29 protein-coding genes, 1 tRNA gene and 1 riboswitch are annotated in these 25,975 nt (G+C 45.5%); of the genes, 14 read left to right on the top strand and 16 right to left on the bottom strand.

Annotated features, from left to right (window positions below; all coding sequences use genetic code 11):
* Positions 1-42 precede the first annotated feature (42 nt).
* Entirely contained in the window at positions 43-1,422 is a 1,380-nt protein-coding gene (xylE, locus tag B5066_RS11255) for a D-xylose transporter XylE (RefSeq protein ID WP_079476011.1), read from the bottom strand.
* A gap of 222 nt (positions 1,423-1,644) precedes the next feature.
* Here xylE and B5066_RS11250 point away from each other — a divergent pair, with 222 nt between their 5' ends.
* Positions 1,645-2,091 (top strand): hypothetical protein, encoded by a 447-nt coding sequence (locus tag B5066_RS11250; RefSeq protein ID WP_079476010.1) that lies wholly within the window; start codon positions 1,645-1,647, stop codon positions 2,089-2,091.
* Positions 2,092-2,238: 147 nt separating this feature from the next.
* Positions 2,239-2,556, top strand: coding sequence for a hypothetical protein (locus tag B5066_RS11245; protein WP_079476009.1), 318 nt, complete (start codon positions 2,239-2,241; stop codon positions 2,554-2,556).
* A 228-nt stretch (positions 2,557-2,784) separates the two neighbouring features.
* On the opposite strand, the gene B5066_RS17000 is transcribed toward B5066_RS11245, so the two are convergent.
* Together B5066_RS17000 and B5066_RS11235 are read right to left on the bottom strand one after the other, a co-directional pair.
* On the bottom strand, positions 2,785-2,910 hold the full coding sequence (locus B5066_RS17000; protein WP_261763711.1) for a hypothetical protein: 126 nt from the start codon (positions 2,908-2,910) through the stop codon (positions 2,785-2,787).
* Positions 2,911-2,986: 76 nt separating this feature from the next.
* Complete coding sequence (locus B5066_RS11235; RefSeq protein WP_158219044.1) at positions 2,987-3,679, bottom strand: Na-translocating system protein MpsC family protein; 693 nt, start codon at positions 3,677-3,679, stop codon at positions 2,987-2,989.
* A 309-nt stretch (positions 3,680-3,988) separates the two neighbouring features.
* Between B5066_RS11235 and fdhF the strand changes: the two genes are divergently transcribed.
* The 3 genes from fdhF to B5066_RS11220 all read left to right on the top strand — a co-directional run bounded on the left by fdhF (position 3,989) and on the right by B5066_RS11220 (position 8,276).
* Positions 3,989-6,943, top strand: a complete 2,955-nt coding sequence (fdhF, locus tag B5066_RS11230) for a formate dehydrogenase subunit alpha (protein WP_079476006.1) — start codon at positions 3,989-3,991, stop codon at positions 6,941-6,943.
* On the top strand, positions 6,943-7,479 hold the full coding sequence (locus tag B5066_RS11225; RefSeq protein ID WP_079476005.1) for a helical membrane plugin domain-containing protein: 537 nt from the start codon (positions 6,943-6,945) through the stop codon (positions 7,477-7,479). The genes fdhF and B5066_RS11225 overlap by 1 nt, the downstream gene beginning before the upstream one ends.
* A gap of 107 nt (positions 7,480-7,586) precedes the next feature.
* Complete coding sequence (locus tag B5066_RS11220) at positions 7,587-8,276, top strand: phosphatase PAP2 family protein (protein ID WP_079476004.1); 690 nt, start codon at positions 7,587-7,589, stop codon at positions 8,274-8,276.
* Positions 8,277-8,321: 45 nt separating this feature from the next.
* Here the strand turns inward: B5066_RS11220 and trhO are convergent, their stop codons facing one another.
* The 4 genes from trhO to B5066_RS11200 form a co-directional block, all read right to left on the bottom strand.
* Complete coding sequence (gene trhO / locus B5066_RS11215; RefSeq protein ID WP_079476003.1) at positions 8,322-9,296, bottom strand: oxygen-dependent tRNA uridine(34) hydroxylase TrhO; 975 nt, start codon at positions 9,294-9,296, stop codon at positions 8,322-8,324.
* A gap of 284 nt (positions 9,297-9,580) precedes the next feature.
* Positions 9,581-9,862: a holin gene (locus tag B5066_RS11210; protein ID WP_244897386.1), complete on the bottom strand. Its 282-nt coding sequence runs from the start codon at positions 9,860-9,862 to the stop codon at positions 9,581-9,583.
* Between the two features lie 168 nt (positions 9,863-10,030).
* Positions 10,031-10,297: a hypothetical protein gene (locus B5066_RS11205; protein ID WP_079476001.1), complete on the bottom strand. Its 267-nt coding sequence runs from the start codon at positions 10,295-10,297 to the stop codon at positions 10,031-10,033.
* Positions 10,298-10,405: 108 nt separating this feature from the next.
* Complete coding sequence (locus B5066_RS11200) at positions 10,406-10,810, bottom strand: N-acetylmuramoyl-L-alanine amidase family protein (protein ID WP_079476000.1); 405 nt, start codon at positions 10,808-10,810, stop codon at positions 10,406-10,408.
* Between the two features lie 133 nt (positions 10,811-10,943).
* Between B5066_RS11200 and B5066_RS11195 the strand changes: the two genes are divergently transcribed.
* Together B5066_RS11195 and B5066_RS11190 are read left to right on the top strand one after the other, a co-directional pair.
* Positions 10,944-11,354 carry an RrF2 family transcriptional regulator gene (locus tag B5066_RS11195; RefSeq protein ID WP_079475999.1) on the top strand — a complete coding sequence of 137 codons (411 nt, stop codon included), beginning with the start codon at positions 10,944-10,946 and terminating at the stop codon, positions 11,352-11,354.
* Between the two features lie 102 nt (positions 11,355-11,456).
* Positions 11,457-11,822 (top strand): IDEAL domain-containing protein, encoded by a 366-nt coding sequence (locus B5066_RS11190; RefSeq protein WP_079475998.1) that lies wholly within the window; start codon positions 11,457-11,459, stop codon positions 11,820-11,822.
* Between the two features lie 66 nt (positions 11,823-11,888).
* On the opposite strand, the gene B5066_RS11185 is transcribed toward B5066_RS11190, so the two are convergent.
* Together B5066_RS11185 and B5066_RS11180 are read right to left on the bottom strand one after the other, a co-directional pair.
* Positions 11,889-12,719: an STAS domain-containing protein gene (locus tag B5066_RS11185; RefSeq protein WP_079475997.1), complete on the bottom strand. Its 831-nt coding sequence runs from the start codon at positions 12,717-12,719 to the stop codon at positions 11,889-11,891.
* A 76-nt stretch (positions 12,720-12,795) separates the two neighbouring features.
* On the bottom strand, positions 12,796-13,683 hold the full coding sequence (locus B5066_RS11180; protein ID WP_079475996.1) for an SDR family NAD(P)-dependent oxidoreductase: 888 nt from the start codon (positions 13,681-13,683) through the stop codon (positions 12,796-12,798).
* 177 nt (positions 13,684-13,860) lie between these two features.
* Positions 13,861-13,958, top strand: a riboswitch (purine riboswitch).
* Between the two features lie 38 nt (positions 13,959-13,996).
* Here B5066_RS11180 and B5066_RS11175 point away from each other — a divergent pair.
* The gene (locus B5066_RS11175) at positions 13,997-15,349 is read left to right on the top strand and encodes a 5'-deoxyadenosine deaminase (protein WP_079475995.1); all 1,353 of its coding nucleotides are present in this window, start codon (positions 13,997-13,999) and stop codon (positions 15,347-15,349) included.
* 85 nt (positions 15,350-15,434) lie between these two features.
* Positions 15,435-15,920, top strand: a complete 486-nt coding sequence (locus tag B5066_RS11170; RefSeq protein WP_079475994.1) for a macro domain-containing protein — start codon at positions 15,435-15,437, stop codon at positions 15,918-15,920.
* A 60-nt stretch (positions 15,921-15,980) separates the two neighbouring features.
* Here B5066_RS11170 and B5066_RS11165 read toward each other — a convergent pair whose 3' ends face one another.
* A complete protein-coding gene (locus tag B5066_RS11165; protein WP_079475993.1) occupies positions 15,981-16,196 on the bottom strand; it encodes a DUF5683 domain-containing protein in 216 nt (71 codons plus the stop codon).
* Positions 16,197-16,312: 116 nt separating this feature from the next.
* Between B5066_RS11165 and B5066_RS11160 the strand changes: the two genes are divergently transcribed.
* The 5 genes from B5066_RS11160 (at position 16,313) to B5066_RS11140 (ending at position 21,863) form a co-directional block, all read left to right on the top strand.
* Positions 16,313-17,608 carry a globin-coupled sensor protein gene (locus tag B5066_RS11160; protein ID WP_079475992.1) on the top strand — a complete coding sequence of 432 codons (1,296 nt, stop codon included), beginning with the start codon at positions 16,313-16,315 and terminating at the stop codon, positions 17,606-17,608.
* Between the two features lie 57 nt (positions 17,609-17,665).
* Entirely contained in the window at positions 17,666-18,640 is a 975-nt protein-coding gene (locus B5066_RS11155; protein WP_079475991.1) for a DUF4003 family protein, read from the top strand.
* A 134-nt stretch (positions 18,641-18,774) separates the two neighbouring features.
* Positions 18,775-20,040, top strand: coding sequence for a right-handed parallel beta-helix repeat-containing protein (locus tag B5066_RS11150; RefSeq protein ID WP_079475990.1), 1,266 nt, complete (start codon positions 18,775-18,777; stop codon positions 20,038-20,040).
* A 136-nt stretch (positions 20,041-20,176) separates the two neighbouring features.
* Positions 20,177-21,007: a YihY/virulence factor BrkB family protein gene (locus tag B5066_RS11145; RefSeq protein ID WP_233133199.1), complete on the top strand. Its 831-nt coding sequence runs from the start codon at positions 20,177-20,179 to the stop codon at positions 21,005-21,007.
* Positions 21,008-21,089: 82 nt separating this feature from the next.
* A complete protein-coding gene (locus B5066_RS11140) occupies positions 21,090-21,863 on the top strand; it encodes a Cof-type HAD-IIB family hydrolase (RefSeq protein WP_079475988.1) in 774 nt (257 codons plus the stop codon).
* A 141-nt stretch (positions 21,864-22,004) separates the two neighbouring features.
* Here B5066_RS11140 and B5066_RS11135 read toward each other — a convergent pair whose 3' ends face one another.
* From B5066_RS11135 to B5066_RS11110, 6 genes are all read right to left on the bottom strand, one after another.
* Positions 22,005-22,817 carry a glycerophosphodiester phosphodiesterase gene (locus B5066_RS11135; protein ID WP_079475987.1) on the bottom strand — a complete coding sequence of 271 codons (813 nt, stop codon included), beginning with the start codon at positions 22,815-22,817 and terminating at the stop codon, positions 22,005-22,007.
* A 252-nt stretch (positions 22,818-23,069) separates the two neighbouring features.
* A complete protein-coding gene (locus B5066_RS11130; protein ID WP_079475986.1) occupies positions 23,070-23,318 on the bottom strand; it encodes a hypothetical protein in 249 nt (82 codons plus the stop codon).
* A 185-nt stretch (positions 23,319-23,503) separates the two neighbouring features.
* Positions 23,504-23,671: a hypothetical protein gene (locus B5066_RS16765; RefSeq protein ID WP_179124094.1), complete on the bottom strand. Its 168-nt coding sequence runs from the start codon at positions 23,669-23,671 to the stop codon at positions 23,504-23,506.
* Positions 23,672-23,898: 227 nt separating this feature from the next.
* A tRNA-Arg gene (locus B5066_RS11120) sits at positions 23,899-23,973 on the bottom strand.
* 152 nt (positions 23,974-24,125) lie between these two features.
* Complete coding sequence (locus B5066_RS11115; protein WP_079475984.1) at positions 24,126-24,593, bottom strand: hypothetical protein; 468 nt, start codon at positions 24,591-24,593, stop codon at positions 24,126-24,128.
* Between the two features lie 117 nt (positions 24,594-24,710).
* A complete protein-coding gene (locus B5066_RS11110) occupies positions 24,711-25,961 on the bottom strand; it encodes a Glu/Leu/Phe/Val family dehydrogenase (protein WP_244897366.1) in 1,251 nt (416 codons plus the stop codon).
* Positions 25,962-25,975 lie beyond the last annotated feature (14 nt).

Genomic DNA, 25,975 nt, shown 5'->3' with positions numbered 1-25,975 from the left:
GCCCGGCTGCACTACTCGCAGCCGGGCTTCTTTTTTACAAGCTTACTTTTTCATTCCCATTTCTATCTCTTCAAGCGTTTTTCCCTTTGTTTCAGGTACAAATTTCCATACGAATAGGGCGGACAATATGCTCATGAAACCGTAAAATCCATACGTTAATCCACCGCTGAACTCAATCATAGCCGGGTATGTGGAAGAAATAAAATAGTTTGCGGCCCATTGGGCTGCCACCGCAATAGCGAGAGCCTGACCGCGAATTTTGTTCGGAAATATTTCGGATAAAAGCACCCATACCACCGGTCCCCACGACATCATAAAGGAAGCTGTATAGATGATAATAAATACAAGCGTTGCTATACCAATCGTGCCGGTAAAAGCGAGAGCCGAAACACCGAACATACCTATGGTCATTCCGATCGACCCGATAATCAGCAGTGGCTTCCGCCCGAATTTATCCACCGTCATAATAGCGATGACTGTAAATATTAAATTCACAGCTCCCATAATGATCGTCTGGAATAGTGAAGCGTCTCTTGCAGCTCCCATGCTTTCAAATATTCTCGGTGCATAATACAGCGCAACATTAATGCCGACGAATTGCTGGAAAATTGACAAGAGAATACCGATTATAATAATCAGCTTTCCGTAGGCAAACAATTTCTCTTTGCTTTTATCAAACGATTGATTAATCTCATAAAACGTAGCCTTTGCCATCGTCTGGTCGTAGATTCTTGATAAAATTTTCATTGCTTTGTCATCCCGGTTTTTGGAAACCAGATACCTCGGCGTCTCAGGCACAGTTAACAGAAATAATAAAAATAAAGCCGCTGGTATAGCTTCTGAAGCAAACATATATCTCCAGCCGAGAGTGTCCACCCACTCTGCTGTTTCTCCTCGGGCGATCCCCCAGTTAACAAAGTATACAACGAACTGGCCGAAAATAATCGCAAACTGGTTAAGGGACACAAGCCTCCCCCTAATATCAGGCGGGGCCATCTCACCAATGTACATAGGCGCGACCGCCGAGGCCAGTCCTACTCCGATTCCTCCGATAATACGGTAAATATTAAATACAACCAAAAGAGCAACAGAAGGGTCGCCAGCTTCAAAAAATAATGCTTCCGGGTAGGCTGAACCCAATGCGGAAAGAAGAAACAGCACCGCTGCTATAATCAATGTAAATTTTCTTCCTATCCGGTTTGCAAAAAATCCTGAAATTAACCCACCGATGATACAACCGATAAGAGCACTTGAAACCGTCAGGCCGTGAATAAAAGGACTCAGATTCAGACTGTCAGCAAAGTAGGTCTGCAGCGATCCCTCCGCACCGGAAATCACAGCCGTATCATAACCAAATAACAAGCCGCCAAGTGTAGCTACCATGGTAACTAATACTACATACAACGTTCGTTTAGAATTCATATGCGCGAGTAGCTCTACTACTCTTCCCTCCTTTATGTAAGCGATCACAAACAAGATTAACATTCTTCGTTTGTTTAATCAATAAACTTAATTGACAAAATTATTATATGAATATTTTCATTTGAACGAACGAAAAGCTTTTGTGAACTAAAAAAGACGTTCCTTTCAAGGTTTATTCGGGAATAAGAATAAACAGCCAGTATTATGAGGAGGAAATCAATAGTGAGTCTTTTTTCATCTATTAAAAAACGAGTGACCGATGCGAAAGAAAACGGGGTAACCATACCGGTCACGGAAAAAATGTTTCTGAAGGTTCTTCAGGTTAAAAAAATGGATAATGTCGATATTTCCGCAGTTCATATCCAGGATCAGGTCCTGCGCATTGAAGGAGTTAAAAATGACAGCAGCCAGAGCCGTTTCAGCATGCTGCTGGAGCCTTCCCACGCTTCCGAGCGGGCCCTTTACTTCACGTTAAAATCCATCTCTCCTTTAGAAGCAGAAGACGTATTTAAAGAAATTTTTGACCGCCCGCCTTACTTCTCAGTACAGGACCAGCAGGCAGGATTTCACTTGGAAGTGTTCGAACCTATGAAAAAAGTTCCTTACGGAAAAATAGATTCCTATTACTTTGAGCAGAACAAATTAAAAGTCGTCATGAAATGGAAATAAACAGACTTTCATAGTTCAGGAACTTTAAACAGGGAATTACTTCTCTACAGGACTTTTTACTTCCGGTTTCTGCCGGAAGTATTTTTTTAGGTAGAAATTACCTATTTTTTCGTGCATAATGAAAGAAAAACGAATGGGGCGAAAATCATGGAATATCAGGCAGCTTCTTTCGGGCGGTACCGTGTTCTCCAAAATGGTTCTATTGAAGTTATTGCAGACATCACCAGCCGTTTTGAGCACCCGCGTTGGGAGAATATGTGGTATCTATCAGAAACAAAGCGGATCTGCCGTGAGCTGGAGACGCTTGGCATCATTTCAGAGTGCGACAGCTTTGAAATTGTCGACCGAAACCAGTTTAAGATTTTTTGGAAAAAGGACCGTATCGCCTGGGGGTATATTGATGAAGACGAAACGTACTTTCGCCTGCGATTCACCGGCCTAGTCGATGCCCCTGCTACCGAATAGCAGTATTGTATTACCTGTCTTTGTTATGGTTGCAATTAAGAGCCATATCATTTAAGGTGTACATACAAAGCAATTACTTATAGAACAATTAAATAAACGGTGGAAATGGATAGACAATCGCGCTATTTCCCATAAGCCAAAAAGAGACACAGGGTACCTGCCTCCTGTTTATCTTTTTGGCTTTTTTATTTATTCAGGAAAGGAGAAATATTTTAACTTATGAAATTTTTAATTGATCACGACGGCCAAAAGATTCACAAATCCGTATTTGTTAACGACCTCTGCATGACCAGCAGCAAACCGTCCGATTGGGAAAGCTTCATCGAAGAAGCGGCCCTGCAGTCGTTCACGCAAAAGAATTACTCCTATTGTGTCCACTGCTTTCAAGCTTATGCCGGCTGATACACCCGGCGGAGGCAATCAGTGCCGTTTAGCCGGAGCCACTCATGATAAAGACGATAACGCTTCGGTCCCGTTCAAAGTCCCAATCAACAAACACATCAGCAATATTCATGCCAGCTATGGACGTAAATGACTTTCCTTCTATTAGCAGTCGTTTTTCCAGCTTGCGTTTAGTGACCTTTAACTGTTCTTCATATCCCTGCTGCACTAACTCCTTTTCAATGTTAATCAGCAGCCCTTCCCGGATGACAAGCAGAGTTTTATTATTTAACATTCCCGAAAAAACTTTGTCGGGCTCTTTTTCTGCCTCCGCAGTAACCTGCCTCACCCGCTCTTCGAGTTTCTTTTTACCGGCATATTCCTTAAAAGGATTTTCGCCGTCATATGCATTTTCATCAATACCGACAAAAATACTGGATTCCTTATCAAAGTCGCTGTCATGATAAAAGTTTTTATACACTTGTCCGGTCACCGACTGCACGTAGCCGTTAATTTCCGGAACAATTTTGTGCATCATGCTTTCACGCAGACGAAAAACCGCCTGCTCGCCTTCCTGCTCGAGAATAACCCGCTCCATCGGGCTAAGAAAATGCCGCAGATAGATTGTAATAAAAGGACCCTGCATAACCACATGGGCTGCTTCCGGGCCTTTGCCGAATCGCTCCCGCAGCAGTCTGCCGGCGAAGCTCGCAATATCTTTTTCGTTTTCTGTTGGTCTCATTTTATCAGTGTCCTTTGAGTAAAGTTTAGTCCCGTATTTAACCTCCAAAAGCATTATAATCTAGTTTTCATTTAATCACAAACTCTACATTCCCTAATAAAATGGCTCTACAATTATTAAAATATTGTTTTAAGTTTATATTTTCGTGGAAGTGTGAAAGTAATCCTTTATTATTTTTACATTTTTCAGTTTAAATCCTAGAATAAAGGGGGCACTCCCTTGGCTCTTACATAAGCGAGTGCGGCATTCATCTACTGTCCTCTATTTCTTTCAATTCCTCTAGTCCAATTTTATTTCCAAAATGGAAGGATGATTATTTTGTCGATTATTCGAGTAACGATGAATGGCACCGAACGCAAAGTTTCGGACGATTCCACTATCCTAGATTACACACGAGGCACCAACGAAGAAGTGCCGAATGTCTGCTATCACCCGAGCCTGGGTGCGATTGAAACCTGTGATACCTGTATGGTAAAGGTGAACGGAGAAATTGTCCGTGCCTGTTCCACCGAATTTAAAGAAGATGACGTCATCGAAACACTTACGCCTGACGTTGACCAGGCGCAAAAAATTGCGATGGACCGCATTTTGCATAATCATGAGCTTTACTGTACCGTCTGCGACTACAATAATGGCGGCTGTGAAATCCACAACACGGTTGAAGCAATGCGGGTTGAACATCAAAGCGTACCTTTCGAAACCAAACCGTATGAAAAAGACTATACGAACCCGCACTACCGTTATGATCCGGATCAGTGCATTCTTTGCGGACGCTGCGTGGAAGCCTGTCAGGACGTCCAGGTGACCGAAACTCTATCCATTGACTGGGAACGCGAACGTCCCCGCGTCATTTGGGACAATGATGTTCCGATCGGCGAATCCTCCTGTGTTTCCTGTGGCCACTGTTCGACCGTGTGCCCATGCAACGCTTTAATTGAAACAAATATGGAAGGCGAAGCCGGCTATATGACCGGACTTAAAGAAGATACCCTCCGTCCGATGATTGATATCACCAAGGATGTGGAAACCGGCTACAGCTCAATCCTGGCCCTATCCAATATGGAATCCAAAATGCGCGATGACCGCATCGAAAAAACAAAAACAGTATGTACTTATTGCGGCGTCGGCTGTAGCTTTGATGTCTGGACAAAAGACCGCGAAATTCTGAAAATTGAGCCGCAGGCAGAAGCACCTGCAAACGGTATTTCCACCTGTGTAAAAGGCAAATTCGGCTGGGATTTTGTGAACAGCGAAGAACGCCTTCAGAATCCGCTCGTCCGTGAAAACGGCCAGTTTGTCGAGACAACCTGGGAGCATGCTTTAAACGTGATCCAGAAAAACTTTACTTCCATTAAGGAAGAGAGCGGCAACGATGCTCTTGCATTTATCAGCTCTTCTAAAACATCGAACGAAGAGTCCTATCTTATGCAGAAGCTCTCCCGTTCCGTCATGGGAACAAACAACATTGATAACTGCTCCCGGTACTGCCAGACTCCTGCTACCCAGGGCCTCTTCCGCACTGTCGGCTACGGCGGGGACACTGGCACGATAGAAGACATTAAAAACGCGGAGCTTATTATTACCGTCGGGACAAACACCTCAGAATCCCACCCGGTGCTTGCCACGCGGATTAAAAGCTCCCATAAGCTGCGCAACCAGAAGCTGATCGTTTCTGACATCAGAAAGCACGAAATGGCAGAGCGCTCAGATATGTTTATCCAGCCGAAGCCGGGCACGGACCTTGTATGGCTGAATGCCGTCGCTAAATATATTATCGACCAGGGTTGGCAGGACGAAGAATTTATTAATGAACGCGTGGATTACTACGACGACTTTGTTAAAGAACTCGAAATGTACACCATCGATTACGCTGTGGAGCAGACCGGTCTCTCCCGCGAGGAATTGATCGGCATTGCCGAGAGCATCCATGAAGCAGATACTACCTGTGCGCTGTGGGCGATGGGTGTTACCCAACACTCTGGAGGTGCGGATACGAGCACCGCAATATCGAACCTGCTGCTTGTCTCCGGCAACTACGGTCGTAACGGTACCGGTGCTTACCCTCTCCGCGGACATAATAACGTCCAGGGCGCTACAGACTTCGGAAGCGCACCGAACCTTCTTCCCGGCTATCAATCCGTTGAAGACGAAGAAGTCCGCCATAAGTTTGAACAGGGCTGGAACACTAAGCTTTCCAGTGAAGTCGGCATGACGAACCATGAAATGGTGGACGCGATGCACGAAGGCCGCCTGCGCAGCCTTTATCTGAAAGGCGAGGAAATGGCGCTTGTCGACTCCAACATTAACTACGTGCAGCAGGGCTTTGAAAAGCTTGATTTCTTCGTGGTGCAGGATATTTTCCTCTCTGAAACAGCCAAGTTTGCTGATGTGGTGCTCCCAGCAAGCCCAAGCCTGGAAAAAGACGGCACGTTCGTAAATACCGAACGCCGGATTCAGCGTTTGTATAAAGCACTCGACCCACTCGGTAACTCTAAGCCGGATTGGGAAATTCTGCAGCTTGTCGCCAACCGGATGGGTGCTGATTGGAATTACAGCCATCCGTCTGAAATTATGGCAGAAGCAGCTTCTCTCTGCCCGTTCTTCGAAGGCGTTTCCTACGAGCGGCTCGAAGGGTACGACTCTCTCGTATGGCCTGTGACTAAAGAAGGACAGGATGAGCCGCTTCTTTATGAATCCCGCTTCCAGTTCCCGAATGGAAAGGCAAGATTCTATCCGGTCCATTGGACAGAGCCTCAAACCTTTGGAGAACAGTACGACCTGCACGTAAACAACGGCCGGATGCTTGAACACTTCCACGAAGGCAATATGACGTATAAAACAGAAGGGATCACGCTGAAAACACCGGACAACTTTGTCGAGATTTCTCCAGAGCTTGCTGAAGAGCGCGGACTTGAAAGCGGAGCGCTTGTAAGGCTTAAATCCCCATACGGGGCAGTGCGTATCCAGGCGCTTGTTACTGACCGTGTGAAAGAAAAGCAGCTGTACATTCCGATGAACAATTCCGGTGAATCTGCGATCAACCGTTTGACAAGCAGTGAAGCAGATAAGGATACAGATACTCCGGCCTATAAAGAAACCCAGGTGTTTATGGAAGTACTCAGCACAGACGGCGAAGCACCGATGCCGAAAAACAACTTCCGTTACGGAAATCCCCAGCCGCAGAACGGCGTGGAAGTAGAACGGAAATGGAAGCGTAATGACTACATCTTCCCTGGCGACATGGTGAGAAAGGAGAATCGCTAATGGCTGAGCGTATAACTCATATCGAAAAGCTGAAATTCTCCGAAGAGGAACTCAAACAGCGGGACATGGAAGAACTCCAGTCCCAGCTGCTTGATAATAAAGAAAGCCTGGAAAAGATGGTGCGCACCGCGAACCTGCTTGATGAATCCGGCCTGCTGGACATGGCAAACGGACTTCTCAGCGAAGGGGATAAAGTATTAAACGTCGCAGTAAATGCGATGAACACTGAAGGCAGCACCAACATGCTGAAAAACCTGCTTCTTCTCGCTGGGGAAGCCGGGAAACTCGATGTCGAAAGCATGCAACCGATTCTATTGAAATTAAACAAAGGACTCGAGCGTGTGGCAAAAATGGAAGAAGAAAAAGAAGATACCAAGCAAACGGTTAATATCTTCCAATTATTAAAGCTGCTCCGGGATCCCGAAGTCAATCACACGCTTTCACTTGGTATCGCCTTTATGCGTGGCATGGGCGAAACAGGCAAGCCGGAAATGGAAAGAGAACAAAACGAACGCAAGCCAGATACAAAAGTTTAACCTGCTGTTCCCTTCCTCCAGGCTGCATTTTGCAGCCTGGCTTTTTTGTTTGAAAGCAGCCTATGCGCGGGAATAGAATGAAAAATAAATTAAGGGAGCAAATATTATTGTCTTTTAGAGGCCTACATCTGTCTGACGTACCAAAAAGTTCCTGGATACTTATCATTGCCGGTCTGCTTACGCTGTTTACGACAGCTTTTCTTTTCCTGGAAATGGGAGAAGAAGTGCTTGAACAGGAAACATTTACGGCTGACCGGACAGCTCAAAATATTGTATCGATGTTTAATTCCGAAACGCTCCGGGCTGTCATGGGCTTGATTACAGAAGCCGGTTCGGTGATTTGGCTGACAGCCGGCGCTGCTGTCATCGTCGTGTATTTGCTGTTTTTTTCTTCCTTCAGCAGATGGAACGCCGTTTATTTTGCGTTAAATATGATCGGCATCAGCATCATTACGACTGTCTTTAAGAATTTTTTCTCCCGGCAGCGTCCGGAAGTGCTCGCGGCCTATGACGGTACCGGCTTCAGTTTCCCGAGCGGCCACGCTACAGGAGCGGTCACTTTTTACGGCTTTCTCGCCTATTTAGTTATACGCAGCGGATTAGCGACTGTATGGAAGTGGATACTAGGCATTTTGTTGATAGTGCTAGCCTTGCTTGTAGCCATCAGCCGAATGTTTTTGGGCGTGCATTATTTTACGGATGTACTCGCAGGCATTTCAGTTGGCTTGTTTTGGCTGCTCATCTGCATCATCGCTCTTGAGCTTACGATATGGAATAAATATCGCAGACAAATCTAAGTGAAGCCCCCGGCACAAGACGCCGGGGGCTTCACTAAATTACATTTATGCATTTTGCATTTGTTCTGCTTTTCTTGCTTCTATTTTTCTCTCCACGTCTTCTTTAGATAATCCATGCTCTTCCATATAACGGTTACGTGGATGGGTCATGCATTGCGTCGTGCAGCTTCTCATATATTTATGCTCGTTTTCTTCAGAGCAGATGATCTGATTATTGCAATCAGGGTCTGCACAGTTAACGTAGCGCTCGCACGGCTCTCCGTCAAAATGGTCCCTTCCAATTACGCGGTGTTCGACCTGGTTGATGGGAACGCTGATGCGCTGGTCAAACACGTAGCATTTTCCGTCCCACAGTTCCCCTTTCACTTCCGGGTCCTTACCATAGGACACAATGCCGCCGTGTAGCTGCGCCACATCGTCAAATCCTTCTTCTTTCAAAAACCCGGAAAACTTCTCACAGCGGATGCCGCCAGTACAATAGGTTAATATTTTTTTACCTTCAAGCTTTTCCCGGTTTTCTCTTACCCAATCTGGCAGCTCCCGGAATGCGTTAATGTCTGGGCGTATAGCTCCCCGAAAATGCCCGAGGTCATATTCATAATCATTTCGTGCATCAAGCACGATCGTTTCATCGCTCTGCAAGGCTTCGTAGAACTCTTTCGGACTTAAGTGCTCGCCGGTCTGTTCATTAGGGTTAATGTCATCTTCGAGATACAGCGACACCAGCTCTGAACGCGGACGCACGTGCATTTTCTTGAACGCGTGGCCTTCGGCATAATCCACCTTGAATTCGGTATCTTTGAACCTCTCATCCCCCGTCAGTTCCTGCATATATGCTTCCGTCTGGTCTACGGTGCCGGAAACAGTACCGTTGATGCCTTCCTCTGCAACAATGATCCGGCCCTTCAGCCCAAGTTCTTTGCAGAAAGCCAGATGCTCTGCAGCAAAGTTTTCAGGGTCTTCTACATTCGTGTAATTGTAATACAATAACACCCGGTATGCCTGATTTTCTTCTGTCATTTGTTCTCACCTATCCGGAATATATTTGCAAGATACATTCCTCGTCTTCCGTCTTGCAATCGGAACACGTTGGCACACAAAAGTCACTTTTCTATCCTTCTGATAATAAGGCATGTCTTTCATAACAGGAACTCGGCCCTTTCGTCCACATAAAAAAGTCCCTGCTTCATCAGCGGGGTTTCTTGGTGTGCAGACATATTATATAAAAATTTCCCTGTTCCGGCAAATGAAAAAGTTTTCTGAACAAGGAAAAAAGATTGAGACAACACAATATTTACCGGTCCCTATAAATGATTTTTACGTTGCGCTCCCTTTGTCCGGCTGCTTTGCTTTAGGTTCTCAAACATGCCAGTGCCTCCCAGGCCGGCGAGTACCCCTGCCCATACACGCTCCGCCAAAACTGCATTTACGAATGGAAAAGGCATTAATGCCAGCACCACCCCAATTCCAAGCGTGAAAAGAGGTATATACTTGATAGGCACCGGCGCCACCCGCTTTAATAGCTCCATCAAAGCGGTACTGGCTGTTCCAATAAACGACATGTACAGAAGAAATTCCGGACTCACTTCCAAGTTAATGCCTCCTTTTGTTTATTATGCTTTCTTTAAAAGGCATCAGGAAGGTGATTAGTAAACCATCTTTCCCAAAAAATTCTGTACAATAAAAAGAACCCGGAGTCCCCGGGTTCATCATTTATAATTTTCAATTCAGTTTTTGTTTTCTCCGCTGCGGCTTTATTCGGTCAACGGCTCCCGGTCAGGCATAGCCCCTGCTTCGATATATGCAGCCATTCCCCGGACAATCTCTTCTGCCCCGTAGGTTTTCGCCTCTAGTGGATACATTTCCTCTACTGTATCCAAATAAAAGGAGAGATCTTTATTGCGGAGAAAATGAGAGTAATATTCGCGCTCACTCTGGAATTCGTGTCTTGATCTCGTTTGAGCAACAGACTGCATTTCTATATCCGCTAAAGTACGGACCACCTCTTCAAATGTTTTCATGTCTTCACTCCTTCTCCTAGGATCAATGACACGGAATAATGCAATGCATGGATAGATTTATATTATACCATGAACAGATACACGAATTCTAATCTCATGTTCAGAGAATTAATGGTATTCATTCAAGCCCAGATAGATCGCGTTGGCTGCTTCATTTCGGAAAGAGCTTTTCTTCATATCCACGGCTTTCTCTGCATTTGTTACAAAACAATAGGTTTCTGAACCATCAGCAGAAGCTGCGTTTGCATGAATGCTGACAAATGAATCCGCTCCTGCTTCATTGGCAAGCCGCGCTCGTTCCTTTAGTTCTGCATAGCTGTCGCCGGAGCGCGTCAGAATCACTTCTGTCCCTCCCTGCTCCCGCCTTTCTTTCGTACGAACTGCAACATCGTGTACCAGTTCTTTTTCATATACACCGTCCCTAACAGCTCCGGGATCATGCCCGCTATGTCCTGCCTTAATGGCTATTGTCTTTCCGGCTACTCCAGCTTCGGCAAGGCGAAATTCAGGCATGCAAAATTAGGAAATAACTCGCTGCCGCTCGCTTCGATGTATCAATAGAATTAATTGCATTTGACAAATAAAACTGTAATATTTATAATTACAGTATAAACATTAATAAATCTTTTTAACCGGAGAGATATGTATGAACAGCCACTTTTCTTTAGCCGTACACAGCTTAACCCTGCTTGCTCATCAGTCTGAAAGGGCTGCATCCAGTTCTTTCATTGCTGAGAGCGCCTCCGTGCATCCGGTGCGGATACGGAAAGTGTTAAGCTTGTTGAAGCAGCATGGGTTGATTCGGTCCAAGGAAGGCGCTGGCGGCGGCTTTGTCCTTTCCAGGCCACCAGAAGCTGTCACCTTATGGGATGTGTACCAGATTACGTCAAAGGGCACTCTGCAGCCCCGTTGCCCTGAGGAAAACCCTTCATGCGACGTAGGGGCTAACATGAAGCATGTGCTTGGCGGTGTTTTTTCGGACGGAGAAAGCGTATTTGGAGAGCACCTCGATCAATACACGATTGCTGATATGCTCAAAAAATGTATAACAAATTAACTGAGCAATGTTTTTGCAATAAAAAACAGGGAAATGTATAGTTATAGATAATTCAGATTACAGCACTATTAATTAATATGTAATCCTTAGGAGGTTACGCGAATGTTACCAACAAACGATATTATTTCGGTAGGAGATTGGGTTCGAGGAACCACTATTTATGGTGAATTGGTAGTAGGTTATGTCGAAGCAATTGAAGAATCTTATCAAACAATCAAAGTAAAAGTTATTTCTTCTGATAACGAAGATATTATGGAAAAATCCGCTGAACTGCTGCTTCACAAAGTAAGCAAGCTGAATACTGTCCAGCCCGTTTCTGAAGACGAGCTGTACGACCTGATTGACCTTGCCCTGGTTACCAATGACAAACAATGGTTCCTGGAGCTCACTTCCGAATTGAATAATAAAACCAATGTCCGGTCTTCCAACGATTCTTCCTATGCGCTGTCAAATTACAGCGAATACTAGGCAGGCATTGACATTACGAAAGCCCTTTGCAAAATACTGCAAAGGGCTTTTTTTGCGGCTCTATGTCTAGGAGTTTTTCATTTGAATATTCACTTTCTGTTCCAGTGCCTGCTGCAGATGGGCAAAAGTTTTTACTTTGCTGAAATCGATCCCCAGCCGCACGGCCGTTTCTGCGATTTCCGGCCGAATGCCGGTAATAATGATTTCTGTTCCGATTAAGCTCAGTCCATGGTGAAGATTGAACAACTGCTGGGCTACCATTGTATCGATAATCGGCACGCCGGACATATCAATAATCAGTACATCAAGCTCAAGCTTTGCTACCTCGGAAAGAGTCACGTCTTCGATCATCTTTGCCCGGTGCGTGTCAATCTCCCCGACTAGCGGGAGCACGCCAATATCTCCGATCAATTTAATAATTGGTACACTCAGCTCCACCATCATCTGCTGCTGGGCCTCCAGCTGCGCTTCGTTCATCTGATAGTAGTACTGGTTTACAAGCTCCAGTCCCTTTTCAAATACCGAATGGATCTGCTCCGCCCATTCTGCCACCTTCAGTGGGGAAAGCTCATCTTCCCTCTCTTTGATGTACTGGGATAAACGATTCCATAGGTCAACACGGCCAACTCTGAAAAACTCTACAGAGTAGAATCTCGGCCCCTGGTTTTCAAGCCCGTCCATCGCCGTAAGCTGTGCCCAGTCAGTAAGCGATGGCTCCTCCCCTATTACAGCTTTAGCTGTTTCCTGAATGAACCCATTTAATCGTTCCCGAAAGGCTTCTTTCCGCTCAGCATCGTTCGGGTAAATAGCTTCCGACTGCGCTTCAATATCTTCCATCCATGTATTCACGATCTCTTCCGCATGGCTTAACATGAAATCGTACAATTGTTTGCTCAACGCCAATAACCCTTTCTGTTAATGCTTGTATTTAATATATTTTAAAATACATAATCAAAAAAATAAAGCAGTCTTATTATTTTTCGCGTTCAAGCTTTTCCACCCATTCCTTTTCAAGCAGCCGTTCAATATTTGTCTGTTCCATGCTCCATTCCCACATCTTTTCCTGGAGTTCTTTATCGCGTGCGCGCAAAGCGGTCTCTTCTTCAAACGAATCGATGAAATACTTTCCATGTACACCGTGCACTTCCCGGGAAGCAGACAGATAAACTGCTGTTTCTGCTCCTTCTGCAGCCGTGCGCAGCATCGGCTGAATGACCTGGTGAATGCGGCTTCCAAACCCTGTTGACCGATCCACACCAAGCATAGTACTTACTCCACCGGGGTGCAGGGCGTTAACTCGAATGTCTGTCTGTTCCAGACGTGCAGCAAGGGCATATGTAAATAAAATATTCGCCAGTTTTGACTGGGCGTACCCTCTCCATGTACCATACCTTCTCGTCAAATGAGGATCCGGGAAATGAATGCGTCCGTATTTGTGTGCTCCTGATGAAACATTAACAATTCTCGCCTCGTCTGTAGAGCATTCCAGAAGCGGAAGAAGCTGAAGTGTCAAGGCAAAATGCCCTAGATGATTTACCCCAATCATACTCTCAAATCCGTCTTCGGTAACTTCTCTTTTCAGCGCTACTACACCGGCATTATTCACTAATACATCCACGCAGGGAATAATCTGCTCGAGCTGGCGCACAAAGGTATGGATGTCCGTAAGCGAAGACAGGTCACAGCGCATCACACGTACCCGTGAAGCACCGGTACTGGCTTTTATCTGTCTCATGGCCTCTCCTCCGCGCTTTTCATCCCGGACGGCCATAATAATATTAAACCCTTTTACGGCAAGCTGTTTCGCCGTCTCAAAGCCCATTCCTGTGTTTGCTCCAGTAATAACGGCTGTTTTCTCCATAATTTATTCTCCTCTGGAATAGTTTTGTTGCTTTTCCTATACCCATTGCTGCCTTAGTTCACTCTCGGCGGCAAATATTTTCTGAAATTTCTCCCCCCATATGAGCACTGCCGAGTAAATCATTGGTCATATTTTCTTCCAAATGTATTGAAGTTTATTAGATTCCCCGGTACGATGCAGGTATTATCAATTACCCTTCGTATATATTCAACAATTGGGTTGAACGTTTCTACTGGGAACCGTAATTTCCAACTACGAAGAACGCCTTTTGCGAGCGTTCTTCGTTTTTTATGCATATAAAGGAGTGTTTACAATGACAACGATTTTAATACGGCAGGCTGAAATCATGACGATGAACGAAAACAACGATATTGTACATGGCGACATACGGATTGAAAATGAATATATTAAAGAAATCAGTTCCTCGTTAACTCCCTATCCCGGAGAAAAAATTATCGAAGCCCACGGGCGTACCATCCTTCCCGGCTTCATTCATACTCATATCCATTTATGCCAGGCCCTGTTTCGCAGTCAGGCGGATGACCTTGAGTTAATGGATTGGCTGAAAGAACGCATTTGGCCGATGGAGGCTGCCCATACTCCCGACTCTATTTACGCTTCAGCAATGCTCGGCATCGGAGAACTGCTTCGAAGCGGTACCACGACGATCGTCGATATGGAAACCGTTCATCATACTAACGCAGCTTTTGAAGCTATAGAAGCCTCCGGCATCCGGGCGTTGTCGGGAAAAGTAATGATGGACAAAGGCGATGAACTGCCTGCCCCCCTGCTTGAAACTACAAGCCGGTCCGTGCAGGAAAGCGCCGATTTGTATGAAAAATGGCATGGCCGGGATAATAATAGAATACGTTATGCGTTTTCCCCTCGGTTCGTTGTTTCCTGCTCTGAACCATTACTGCGGGAAGTTTCCCGTCTTTCCAACCATTACGATGCATACGTCCACACCCACGCTTCGGAAAGTCAGGGGGAAATAGACATTGTCGAGGCTGACACCGGGATGCGCAACGTGGCGTATTTAGATCATCTCGGCCTTGTTCATCCCCGCCTTATTCTTGCCCACTGCGTTTGGCTTAATGATCATGAAAAACAGATAATCAAACAGAAGGGCGCCCATATAAGCCATTGTCCGAGCTCCAATATGAAGCTTGCTTCGGGGTTTGCGGAAATTCCTGACCTCCTCGACCACCATCACAATGTCAGCCTCGGGGCCGATGGCTCTCCGTGCAACAATACACTTGATATGTTTCAGGAAATGCGGATGGCTGCGCTCATTCACAAGCCTTCCTACGGTCCAACAGCCATGAATGCCCGGCAGGTCCTTCGCATGGCCACCATCGAAGGCGCCAGGGCGGTCGGCCTTGAAGAAGAGATTGGCAGTATAGAAATTGGCAAAAAAGCAGATTTGTCCATTATCGATCTTTATGATTTTCACACGTACCCGAGTGAAGGTGCGGACCCTTATTCCCGCGTCGTTTATGCTGCTTCTAAAGACCAGGTTGACACAACCATAGTAAATGGACGAGTGGTAATGGAAGAGCGTGCGATGCAGACTATGGATAAACACCGTGTGTTAACTGATGCAAATAAAGAAGCAAAGCATTTGTTTCAGCGCGCTTCCCGGTATATGTCCAGTTCTTTTGCATAAATTATGAGCAATCTCCTCCCTGCCAGAAGGAAAATTTGATATGCTGATGACGAAGAAATAGCGCAGAAGGAAAGGAAGAGGATGTATGCTTAGTGCAAAACGAGGAGATATTACTACCGTTACTAATGTCGATTATATCTGCAACGCTGCTAATGGCAAAGGAACAATGGGCGGCGGAGTTGCAGCTGCCATCAAGGGGGCCGGTGGAGAATCTATTGAACAGGAAGCAGTAGCCTACTGCGAAAAAAACAAGCCGAAGCGTGGTGAATTGTACACTACCACAGCTGCCAGCCTTCCATACGAAGAGATTATCCACTTAGTAACCATGGAAGCACCTGAGGAAAAGTCGAATTATGACGTAGTATATTCCTGTCTGCAGGCGTTGATACGTTACTGCCAGGAGAATCACATCTACCGGGTTGCCCTGCCGGCACTCGGTACTGCGACCGGCGGCCTTGACCCCGACACTGTAGCGATTTATTACCGGGAGCTGCTTCATAATGTAAGAGAAGTCCAATTTATTGCTGTTGATATTGATGAGACATTCATTCAGGCACTTGAAGCCGAATAGGATAAAAAGAAGCCCAGGGATAAAAACCCGGGGCTTCTTTACATTGTGCATCCCTTCCCTTTACTTTCCGGGGGCCTCCTGCTTCCCTGCTATCTGCACCGCATGCACCACAGCGATAGCGGCAACAAAAATGGACGGCACATACACCGTAATGAGCAGGCCCACATATAGCACGAAAAATATTATAGCCCAAAGATATTTTTTTACATACACCTGTCCTGCTCCCGGTATAAGAAGTGACAACAGCCCTGCTATCCACATTTTTTTGTTTTTCATGTTTTATTCCTCCTCCCTAAAAAAATTTTAGTTCTCCATGAACATCCACCTGGCCGCAGCCGATATAAGAAATATTGTATTACATATACTCACATTGCATCGGGAGGCTGTTTATTATGCTGTTTTCAGCTAAATCATCATCTGCACCAGTTTCACAATTTCCGGGAGACACCCATTCCGGCAGCCGGATCAGGATCGCCTCCGGCAGCGACCTGCACCGGCAGCTCCAACTGATTCATTTAACCAACCACGATCTCTATATACTGTCCGAGCTTCAGCCGGTAATTGCTGAAAACATTGATGCTATTGTTGAGGCCTTTTATCGTAACCTTAAGGATGAGCCTCAACTCCGTGCTATCATTGAAGAGCACAGTTCGGTCGCGCGGCTGAGCCGCACCCTTGCTGTCCACGTGCAGGAAATGTTTCAAGGCACCATGAATGATAGTTTCATTCAAAAACGGCTGAAGATTGCCCAGGTTCATCTTCATATCGGCCTGCTTCCTAAATGGTACATGTCCTCCTTTCAAGACATGGAACAATCCATTTTATATTTCGTCGATCAGCACCTCGCTAATCGCGCTGATGTTCTTCCGGCGGTTCTCGCAGTTACAAAAATCATTAACTTAGAGCAGCAGCTTGTGCTTGAAGCCTATGAGGAAGCCCACCTTACGCTTCACAAAGAGCAGCAGGCGGCAAAGGATCATCTGTACAGCCAGATCTCTGCCACTACCCGCTCGCTCCGGGAAGTGTTCGACCAGACGAGTACTTCTGTAGCCACGCTTACCTCTACCTCCAACCGGGTAGTAACGATTTCAAAAGAAAGTTTTCAGAGCAGTTCAGACGCTGCCGCCCATTCTGAAGAAGGCAAGCAAGAGCTTGAAAAGCATGGAAAACATATGAAAAGCCTGCAGGAGCTCATGGATTTTATGCGTACCGAAACGAATGAACTTAAAGCAATAGCAGCTAAAATTGATGATATCACAAACATCGTTACAGGAATCGCCGAGCAAACAAATTTGTTGGCTCTGAATGCCTCCATTGAATCTGCCAGGGCTGGAGAACATGGGCGTGGTTTCGCGGTTGTTGCCACTGAGGTCCGTAAGCTTGCTGGTGAAACAAAAAAATCAGTAGATACAGTGTCCGATCTTGTCCGGAAGACCAACGACCAGATTCAGCTTGTAAGTAACCATATTGAAAATGCGGACAATCAGATCGGCGACGGCACAAAGCGGGTTCACGAGATTAACAGCATGTTTGACGGCATCGTGCAGGAAATGGCAAAAAGCCGCCAGCAGAGCAACGAGGCAGAAACAGAGGTTCATTCGCTCATCCGGGAGCTGCACGAGGTGGAACAGGCCATCTCCCAGGTTGGCAGCTCTGTCTCTTCCCTGCACGGTTTAACACAGCAGTAATACTCCGCTTTTCTCATGCTATAATTGTAATACAGCCAGAGAAAAGGAGGTCCGCAGATGGAAACTAAGGAACAGCTTACAGCTATGACAAATGATTATTTACACACCTACGAAGCATTAAAGAAAAAGTACCCCTGGTATCATTCTGATGCCCGGATGTTCATGCTGATGGCCTCAATGTACTCCCTGTATCAAAAGCCATTTGACAGTCACAGGTTCGACCGGCTTCAGCAGACGATTAAAAAGAAAAACAGCTGGTTTTCACCGCTTCGGTCCCATCAGCGCTTTCCAATCGCCGGCATGCTTGACTGTTTGTCCGAAGATCCTGAAAACAGCTGGCCCGGCTTTAAACAATTATACAGCCAGCTGGTGCAGGGGCCGTGGGGACGCGGCACATCTACGTATGCAGCAGCTTTATCCTACTATGCATTCTACAAAGACGACTTTGCAGCTGTACCGGCATTCACTGCCTGGTACCAGTTTCTGCAGGAATCCTTTCCGGAGTTGACAAGTGCGGATTATTACCCTCTGCACGCACTTTGCATTCATCAGTTTCCCGGGAATAAAGAACAGATGATCGAGCATATGAATAACGTCCATCACCAGCTTTTGGAGCGAGATTTTAAAAAGGGGCCTCAGCTTCAGTATCTTTCTTTCTTAGCTGCTTTGAATCTTGAGAGCTTGGGCGGGACTGCTTACTTTGAACGTTTCGATGAACTGCTTGAATATTGGAAGTCTGATCAATGGCACGTACGTCCGTTTTATTATTCACTGCTGGGCGTGCTTGGGTTTACAACTTCTTTTCCGGCTATTATAGACGACGCCCGGAGCATACACGCCCGTTTGGCTGGACAGGGAGAATTTCGGAGGTTTCATCATTTCGCAGTTCATATTTCCCTGCAGCTTGCCGTTGCCCACCATGCTTATACGAACGGTGGCAGTCTGCCCGTGGCAGTGCTCGAAGCACAGCGGGCGGTGGCACTGCAGGCATTGAATTCTTCAACTTCTGCTTCGGCTGCAATAACGCTGTAATCAAACTGAAGGCGCACAATGCCGTGCGCCTTCTTCCATTTTATAACTGTTACAATTATTACAATTATGCTACGCTAGTTTTTGCTTATACACTTGCGTTTAACGTCTTATTAGAAAACAGGGAGGGAACCCGGTTGCCACATTTTTATTCTGTTGCTATCATGCTTTTTTTCTTGCTATTTATAAGCGGCTGCGGCATGCTCCCTTTTTCTTCTGAGTCCGGGAAGACAGCTGAGGGAATATTTGTCGCCCCTTCAGGCAGTGATAATCAAAGTGGCACCATCGATGCTCCGTATAAATCCGTTCAAAAAGCAGTTGACACGGCAAGCGCCGGAGATACGATTTATTTACGGAAAGGGACCTACCGGGAAAATGTAAAAATGAATCACCAGGGCGAAGAACACCTTCCCATCATTATCCGCCCGTTTAAAGATGAAGACGTTCAATTGAAAACGGAGAGCAAAGAACCGTTTTTCTCTTTAAAGGACACTGAATACATAACAATCAAAAAGTTTACCTTTTATCAGGAGAACGAGGCTTCCGTTATCGTCTCCTCCGGGGAAACACGCTCCCTTCAAATACTCGATAACCGCTTTCGCTCGTCTCAGGGAGCAAAAGAAAAATCAGGCTCGGCGGTGCGTATCTCCAGCCCGAATGCAGATAGCATTCACGAGGACATAGTCATAAGCGGCAACACCGTTGAAAGATGGAAGTATTCCCCCGCCTTTTCACTGGTCGGCAACGTAAGTTCATTTACTATCTCCCACAACCACTTTGAAAAGGCTTCCGGGACTTCTCTCGATTTACAGGCAGTTCCGGGAGAAGTAAACGGGCGCGTACCATCCAGAGGCAATGTGAAAAATAATACTATTAATTCTTCGGGCAGGAGCTCCGAGCCGGGCATTGCCGTCCAAGGCGCCCATAATATCGTTTTTTCCCATAACACTATACACGGTGGTTCTGTAGGGACGCTTGTCCGCAATACTTCCTTTGCTGATACAGAGGACCTGTCCTTTAAAAACAATGTATGGCGGGATCAGACGTCGGCTGGCACCGCTCTTATTCAGGGGCCTGCCGAACGCCCGATCAGCCGCGTTTCTTTTTCGGAAAACGTCTGGAAAAACGCGCACGGCAGCCGGGGATCCGCGCAGCTGCGCATACAGTCCTCCATCCGTCATTTAAACGTCATGAACAATGAATTTAAAGGAAACACGTTCAAAGGATTTTACATTGATGCTACTGAAGATATTAGTAACTATGTTACTCTGAAAGATAATTCCTTTCCTTCTTCTTCAAGCGCCGAATGGAAGTGGGAAGGACATAAATTCCGGGACCTTTTTACATTCCAGCAATATATTGAACAGGAGGCCCCCGTACCTTCTTCTGAAGACACAGATTAGAAGAGCTGCCGGGGATGGTTCTGATCCCTGTGACCTGTGCAGCAGCTGTGCACAGGTTTTTCTTTTCCTCCCGTTTTGTATAATAAGAATAAGGCCAAACTAAAGGAGGGGTAGCATCAAAAACATAACTGCTTTTATGAAAAATCTTTTCTCAGAATTAACGAAGGATAACGCAGCCGGCCTTGCTGCTCAACAGGCATTTTATTATCTATTATCCATTTTTCCACTGCTTATTTTGTTTCTATCGCTTCTTCCTTATTTCAACATCGACGCCGACCGGGCTGTTTCACTTTTGTACCAATTCGTTCCTGCAGAGACTGCTTCATTGTTCCAGGAGACGATTGAAGATACGATCAACAGCTCAAGCAATGGGCTGCTTACCATCGGAATCATTGGAACAATATGGACAGCTTCCCTTGGACTGAATGCTTTTATACGGGCAATGAACGGGGCGTATGATGTGCTGGAGACAAGACCCTTTTTTATAGTACGGCTGATATCGGTAGGTTTAACCTTTGGATTAATGCTTTCAGTAATTATCGCTCTTTTCCTCCCCGTTTTCGGCAGCCTGATTTTATCAGCTATACAATCATTCATTTATGTGCCGGAGGACACCGTCTTTCTCGTCCAGCTTCTCCGTTGGATTGTCACTATTTCAGTCACCTCTGTTATTCTTGCCACGCTCTATCATCTTGCACCGAATAACAACATGCCATTTTGGACTGTTTTGCCGGGGGCAATGACAGCTACGCTACTCTGGCAGATAATTTCACTTGGGTTTTCCTTTTATGTTAACAATTTTGCCAACTACGCTTCCACATACGGCAGCCTTGGCGGTGTTATCGTATTAATGATATGGCTGTTTTTGGTCGGTATGCTTCTTGTTATTGGCGGAGAAATTAACGCACTTGTCTATCGGAGGCGGCAAAAAAAGCATCCTGCCCCTCTGCTTCATGATTACTATTAGCTTCTTTTGAGGCTGCGTTGGTAGAATACAAGTGATTGTAGTATACTGGACGGGCAGAAGCGCAGAAAAGGAGACCCTATACATGAGTAAAAAAATGATTTTTTTCGACATTGACGGAACGCTGTATGATGAAAACAAACAGATTCCCGATTCTACCAGGAATGCTATTCATAAGCTTCGCAGCAAGGGCCATGACATCGCGATTTCCACTGGAAGAGCTCCCTATTTGTTCGATGACCTCCGGGAAGAACTCGATATTCATACGTTTATTTCATTCAACGGCCAGTTTGTAAAATACAAGGGAAATGCTATTTATCAAAATACGATCCCTACTACAACACTTCAGTCTCTGCAGGCCTTCGCTGCTGAGAAAGAACACCCGATTGTGTTTATGGGCAGCACTGCCATGAAAGCAAATATTGAATTCCACCACGACATTCATGACAGCATAACGACACTCGGCGTAGAACATCCCGAATTTGATGCTTCTTTTGCAGAGCAGAATAATATTTACCAGGCCCTTCTATTTGCCCGCGAAGATGAGGAAAACCGTTATGTAGATCAGATGCAGGATCTGCGATTTGTACGTTGGCATCCTTACTCTCTCGATGTTATTCCTCCAGGAGGATCCAAAGCAAACGGTATTAAAAACCTCATCGCTGAAGCCGGCATCGAGCTTGAGAACTGCTATGCTTTTGGGGATAATTATAACGATGTAGAAATGCTTCAGTACGTACCCAACAGTGTTGCTATGGGGAACGCCCCGGACGAGGTCAAAAGTTGTGCCCGCCATATTACAGCTGATGTAGGTGATGACGGTATTGCGCGTGGACTTGAAAAAGTAGGGCTGCTGTAGTGACCGTTTTAGCAGTACCGGATGCTCGGATTATCAAAAAAGAGCACTTAAAGAAGCCCCCTTTTTTGTAAAGGCAGGCTTCTTTTAATATGATTGTTATTCGGTCAATGAAATTATAGACACGCGCTGCGAAAGGAAGTTTCACTCTTTCGAGGCTCCCTTTTCTTCCAGCTGTTTGGGTTGTTCCGATGAGTTTGATTTCAATGGGCCGCCCTCTAGCTGTTCTGGTTCTGCGGGATATAAATACTGCTGCAGTGCCTTAGGCTTATTCGTAATGATCCCAGTAACGCCAGCCTCTATGGCTTTTTTCCATCCACTCTTTTTATCAATAGTGTACGGAACTACTTCCAGTTCCGCGTTGATAGCGTCGTCAATCCAAGCTTTGTCAATTGTACGGTAATGAGGATGAAGCTCAGTAGCCCCGACAATTTTCGCGTATTCACACGGTCGGTATAGATGCACCGCATAAAGAATTGCGATGTTTACCTCTTCCGATAACTCCCGGGCGTAGGCCATCGAGCGGTGGTTAAAGCTTGACACGGTAGCTGACTCAATCTTTTTGTAGTCATTCAGCAGGTTAATTACAGCTTCTTCAAGCCCTTTATGTGCAACATTGGAATTTTTCAGCTCAAGCACAAACTTCATCTCTTCCGTGCTTGTTTCCTGCAGCAGACGTTCCAGGCTGACGATTTTTTCTTTGCGGTATCGTTTGTTCATCCACGCCCCAGCGCTTAAGTCCTGCAGTTCTTTGTATGTATATTCATGAACACTCCCGGAAGCTCCAGTCGTTCGTTTCAAAAGCGTATCATGAATTAATACTGGAACCCCGTCTTTTGAAAGCTGCACGTCTGTTTCAATTGCGTCTGCCCCGTCTGTAACGGCCTGGCGGAAAGCCGACATTGTATTTTCCGGGCGGCGGTCTGAAGCCCCCCGATGAGCTATAATTGAAGTCAAAATCTCTTCCCTCCCTGCAAATAACCGTACAAAACCCGCTCTATAAGAGCAGGTTCCGGCAGATGTCCCACTATCGGCTATAATCGTTATTCCATAAAGTTTGCTTTCCACAATTGCCCTGGCTCCCACTGCCTGGCAAATCTTTTCTTTATTATATATTCACATTCCAGGGTTTGAAAAGCAACCATTAAGGCACATTCAATTTCTTCCATAAAAACAAGCCTTGCTCTATTAAAGTTTTCTGCCTGCTTTTTAATATTTTTTCTGTTGCTTTTGGGACATAATATCTCTTTCAGTAATGCTCAAAAAATGTAATTCTCCCCTGTCGTTGAATAGAAAAAAAGGCGATGCAGCAGGCACATTTGCTTCTCTCGATAAATTGTTGTCTTCTTTGTGCATGTGAATCGTCTGTATGCTCGACTCTGTATCGTACCAATGATATCCGAACAGTCCGGCAATGCCCAGGCCAAGCACTGTAACAATCGCATAAAACTTCCCCATATTCCCCACTCCAGTTGTGCTTCTTCAGTGAATAATATTATAGCTGCAACCCCTATTGCAGATTATTATCCTGGTTACTACCTTATATTATACAATTCCAGGATGATACATACTTCCATCACTTTCTTTCATTTATTAGTTTAGCACTACCAAATCTCACAAAAAAACTCCGCCTCGGCGAAGTTTCATAAAAGCATAGATGTATTTAACAACACAAGCGCAAGCAGCGAGCTTCCGTACAGTAGTGAACAATGCTGCCTGTTTTCTTTCATGTCTGCATTTGTGTTCCACAGTTCGTAAAATAAATAAGTGAGCACAGCAAACAACATCAGGGATAAAATAATAATAATCATTTTAACTCCCTTCCCGCTTTTTGTCAGAATCTTTAATTTAATTTTAGTGTATCTGTCCGGTCTTTTCAAACCTTTTTCACTTTTGGACATACATTTTCCCAAAGGCAACTTTTATATTGGAAATTTCAAGGCACAATAAAATATGCATCCCCCGGCCCTCACTCAGCCAGTCGAAGAGTAAATATTAAAATCCCCCGTGCGCCGGCACGGGGGTACATTTTTACAAGTGGCGCCCTAGGCAGGATTCGAACCTGCGACCTACAGCTTAGGAGGCTGTTGCTCTTCCCCTGAGCTACTAGGGCAAATATACATTCATAAGGATACAGAAACCTCTGTCGCAAAGAGCAAAGACAAATGTAAGAATACGTGTAAAAGCGCTTATTGTCAAGGTTTCCTTTTTAAGTTATATGATAAAACAGACACCCAACTATGAAGCTGGGTGCCTGTTTTGCTATTAATTCGTTACTTTGTATTCGCGGAGCATATGAGCAAATACCTGCTCTATATGCTTTTTCTCCAGCTTCGTGCAGTCTTTTGGCTTTTTGCCGGCTTCGGCAATTACCCACTGGTTGCTGCGTGTATCAATCAGGTACAGCTTATCGTTTGGTAGAAATACCTGACTGAGTGCTTTCTTTTTCGGCTCATCCAGTGTTAAATCAACCATAACGTCAATATTACGGTCGAAGTGACCGCTGACGGAACCTTTTAATTCTGATTCCAGAAGTTCAATGGTGAAAGTTTCATCTCTGAACCGTTTTCTGTAATCTTCTTTTTCCAATTCACCCTGGTCCACAATTTCCATTAAAACCTCGTCGAAATCGCCCCAGAGCTTATCAATACACTTGCTGATACGTTTCATTTTTTCTGCCGTAGTGTCTTCTGTGTCGTTTTTATGAAAATCAAATTCTTTTGACCAATCCATCTAATCCCTCCTAGAACTCTTAGCATTTTCCTTCCCGTTTCCGGAAAAACTCACACTTAGCATTTTATCTCGTTCTATGCACTATGGCTATAGCTTCACGTATAATTCGTTAATTTTTTAAATCCAGCCACGATAACCCATTGCTTCCTGCAGGCGGCCTATAGCAAAGGTCATGGCGCCGTTTCTATTCGTTGTCTTGTGCTCGTAGGCGGATTTTTCCGTCTGTTCATACGCCTCAAGAATAAAGGCTTTCATTCGTTCATTAATTACATCTTCAGACCAATAGTAGTTCATGTGGTTCTGGACCGACTCCAGATACGATACGATGACTCCTCCGGCGTTCACTAAAATATCCGGATACACCTGCTGCCCCTGATCCTTTAAAATATGATCTGCTTCCGGCGTTGTCGGTCCGTTTGCAAGTTCCATAATTTTCGGCGCTTTTACCCGCTCTGCGTTCTTTTCTGTAATAACGCCTTCCATGGCAGCTGGGATCAGAATGTCAGCCTCTGTGTAAAGAATGTCCATATTGTTTTCAAGCATATAGTTTTCTCCGTATTCCTGCAGCCCATTCCCTGCTTTTGCCTGTTGGGCTCTTGGAATATCAAGCCCATTTTCTTCGTAAAGAGCTGCTTTGGAATCGCTGACGCTAACAATTTTACAGCCCATATCATACAAAAGTCTCGCAGCAATCTGACCGGCGTTGCCAAATCCCTGCACGGCTACGCGTACATCTTCAGCACGCTTGTTTTCTTTTTCAAGCATTTTTTCAATAATATACACAGCGCCGCGGGCAGTCGCTGATTCTCTTGCTTTTGAACCACCGACGAGAGGCGGCTTCCCAGTGATAACGCCGGGCTCATGTCCTCCGGCCATACGGGAATACGTGTCCATCATTACGCTCATGATCTTAGGATCTGTATACACATCCGGAGCCGGCACATCTTTATTCGGGCCAAGCAGGTCAAACAGCGCCTCGGTGTACCCCCGGCTTACCTGGCGAATTTCCCGGTCACTCAGAAGAGACGGGTCACATACGACTCCGCCCTTCGCTCCCCCATGCGGAATCTGCACCAGTGCACACTTAAATGTCATCCAGGCAGCAAGCGCTTCTGTTTCCTCTTCATCTGTTTGGGGATGAAAACGGAGGCCGCCTTTCACCGGCCCGAGAACGTCATTGTGCTGTGTGCGGTAGCCTGTAAACATCTGGGTATGGCCGTCATCCATTTCCACTGGAAACTGAACTTCTACCTTTCTTTTCGGATGCTTCAGTATCGTTTCTATAGTGTTTGGCAGTTGAATAAGCTGGGATGCTTCAGCGATCTGTTGATGTACAACGCCAAGCGGTCCCTGGTTTTGTTCAGCCACGATGCTCTTCCTTT

It is taken from the genome of Marinococcus halophilus, from assembly GCF_900166605.1.
In the GTDB taxonomy this organism is placed as follows: domain Bacteria; phylum Bacillota; class Bacilli; order Bacillales; family Marinococcaceae; genus Marinococcus; species Marinococcus halophilus.
This window is presented reverse-complemented; position numbering and strand designations above follow the sequence as displayed.

What these genes read in the sequence shown, in the direction of transcription:
- B5066_RS11160 (WP_079475992.1), top strand. Translation starts at nt 16,313, where the DNA reads ATGCTGTTTTCAGCTAAATCATCATCTGCACCAGTTTCACAATTTCCG.
- B5066_RS11205 (WP_079476001.1), bottom strand. Translation starts at nt 10,297, where the DNA reads ATGAAAACATTTGAAGAGGTGGTCCGTACTTTAGCGGATATAGAAATG.
- B5066_RS11155 (WP_079475991.1), top strand. Translation starts at nt 17,666, where the DNA reads ATGGAAACTAAGGAACAGCTTACAGCTATGACAAATGATTATTTACAC.
- B5066_RS11170 (WP_079475994.1), top strand. Translation starts at nt 15,435, where the DNA reads ATGCTTAGTGCAAAACGAGGAGATATTACTACCGTTACTAATGTCGAT.
- B5066_RS11200 (WP_079476000.1), bottom strand. Translation starts at nt 10,810, where the DNA reads ATGCCTGAATTTCGCCTTGCCGAAGCTGGAGTAGCCGGAAAGACAATA.
- B5066_RS11165 (WP_079475993.1), bottom strand. Translation starts at nt 16,196, where the DNA reads ATGAAAAACAAAAAAATGTGGATAGCAGGGCTGTTGTCACTTCTTATA.
- B5066_RS11130 (WP_079475986.1), bottom strand. Translation starts at nt 23,318, where the DNA reads ATGGGGAAGTTTTATGCGATTGTTACAGTGCTTGGCCTGGGCATTGCC.
- B5066_RS11245 (WP_079476009.1), top strand. Translation starts at nt 2,239, where the DNA reads ATGGAATATCAGGCAGCTTCTTTCGGGCGGTACCGTGTTCTCCAAAAT.
- B5066_RS16765 (WP_179124094.1), bottom strand. Translation starts at nt 23,671, where the DNA reads ATGATTATTATTATTTTATCCCTGATGTTGTTTGCTGTGCTCACTTAT.
- B5066_RS11175 (WP_079475995.1), top strand. Translation starts at nt 13,997, where the DNA reads ATGACAACGATTTTAATACGGCAGGCTGAAATCATGACGATGAACGAA.
- B5066_RS11195 (WP_079475999.1), top strand. Translation starts at nt 10,944, where the DNA reads ATGAACAGCCACTTTTCTTTAGCCGTACACAGCTTAACCCTGCTTGCT.
- fdhF (WP_079476006.1), top strand. Translation starts at nt 3,989, where the DNA reads ATGATTATTTTGTCGATTATTCGAGTAACGATGAATGGCACCGAACGC.
- B5066_RS11235 (WP_158219044.1), bottom strand. Translation starts at nt 3,679, where the DNA reads ATGAGACCAACAGAAAACGAAAAAGATATTGCGAGCTTCGCCGGCAGA.
- B5066_RS11180 (WP_079475996.1), bottom strand. Translation starts at nt 13,683, where the DNA reads ATGGAGAAAACAGCCGTTATTACTGGAGCAAACACAGGAATGGGCTTT.
- B5066_RS11145 (WP_233133199.1), top strand. Translation starts at nt 20,177, where the DNA reads ATGAAAAATCTTTTCTCAGAATTAACGAAGGATAACGCAGCCGGCCTT.
- trhO (WP_079476003.1), bottom strand. Translation starts at nt 9,296, where the DNA reads ATGACAGAAGAAAATCAGGCATACCGGGTGTTATTGTATTACAATTAC.
- B5066_RS11140 (WP_079475988.1), top strand. Translation starts at nt 21,090, where the DNA reads ATGAGTAAAAAAATGATTTTTTTCGACATTGACGGAACGCTGTATGAT.
- B5066_RS11225 (WP_079476005.1), top strand. Translation starts at nt 6,943, where the DNA reads ATGGCTGAGCGTATAACTCATATCGAAAAGCTGAAATTCTCCGAAGAG.
- B5066_RS11115 (WP_079475984.1), bottom strand. Translation starts at nt 24,593, where the DNA reads ATGGATTGGTCAAAAGAATTTGATTTTCATAAAAACGACACAGAAGAC.
- xylE (WP_079476011.1), bottom strand. Translation starts at nt 1,422, where the DNA reads ATGAATTCTAAACGAACGTTGTATGTAGTATTAGTTACCATGGTAGCT.
- B5066_RS11190 (WP_079475998.1), top strand. Translation starts at nt 11,457, where the DNA reads ATGTTACCAACAAACGATATTATTTCGGTAGGAGATTGGGTTCGAGGA.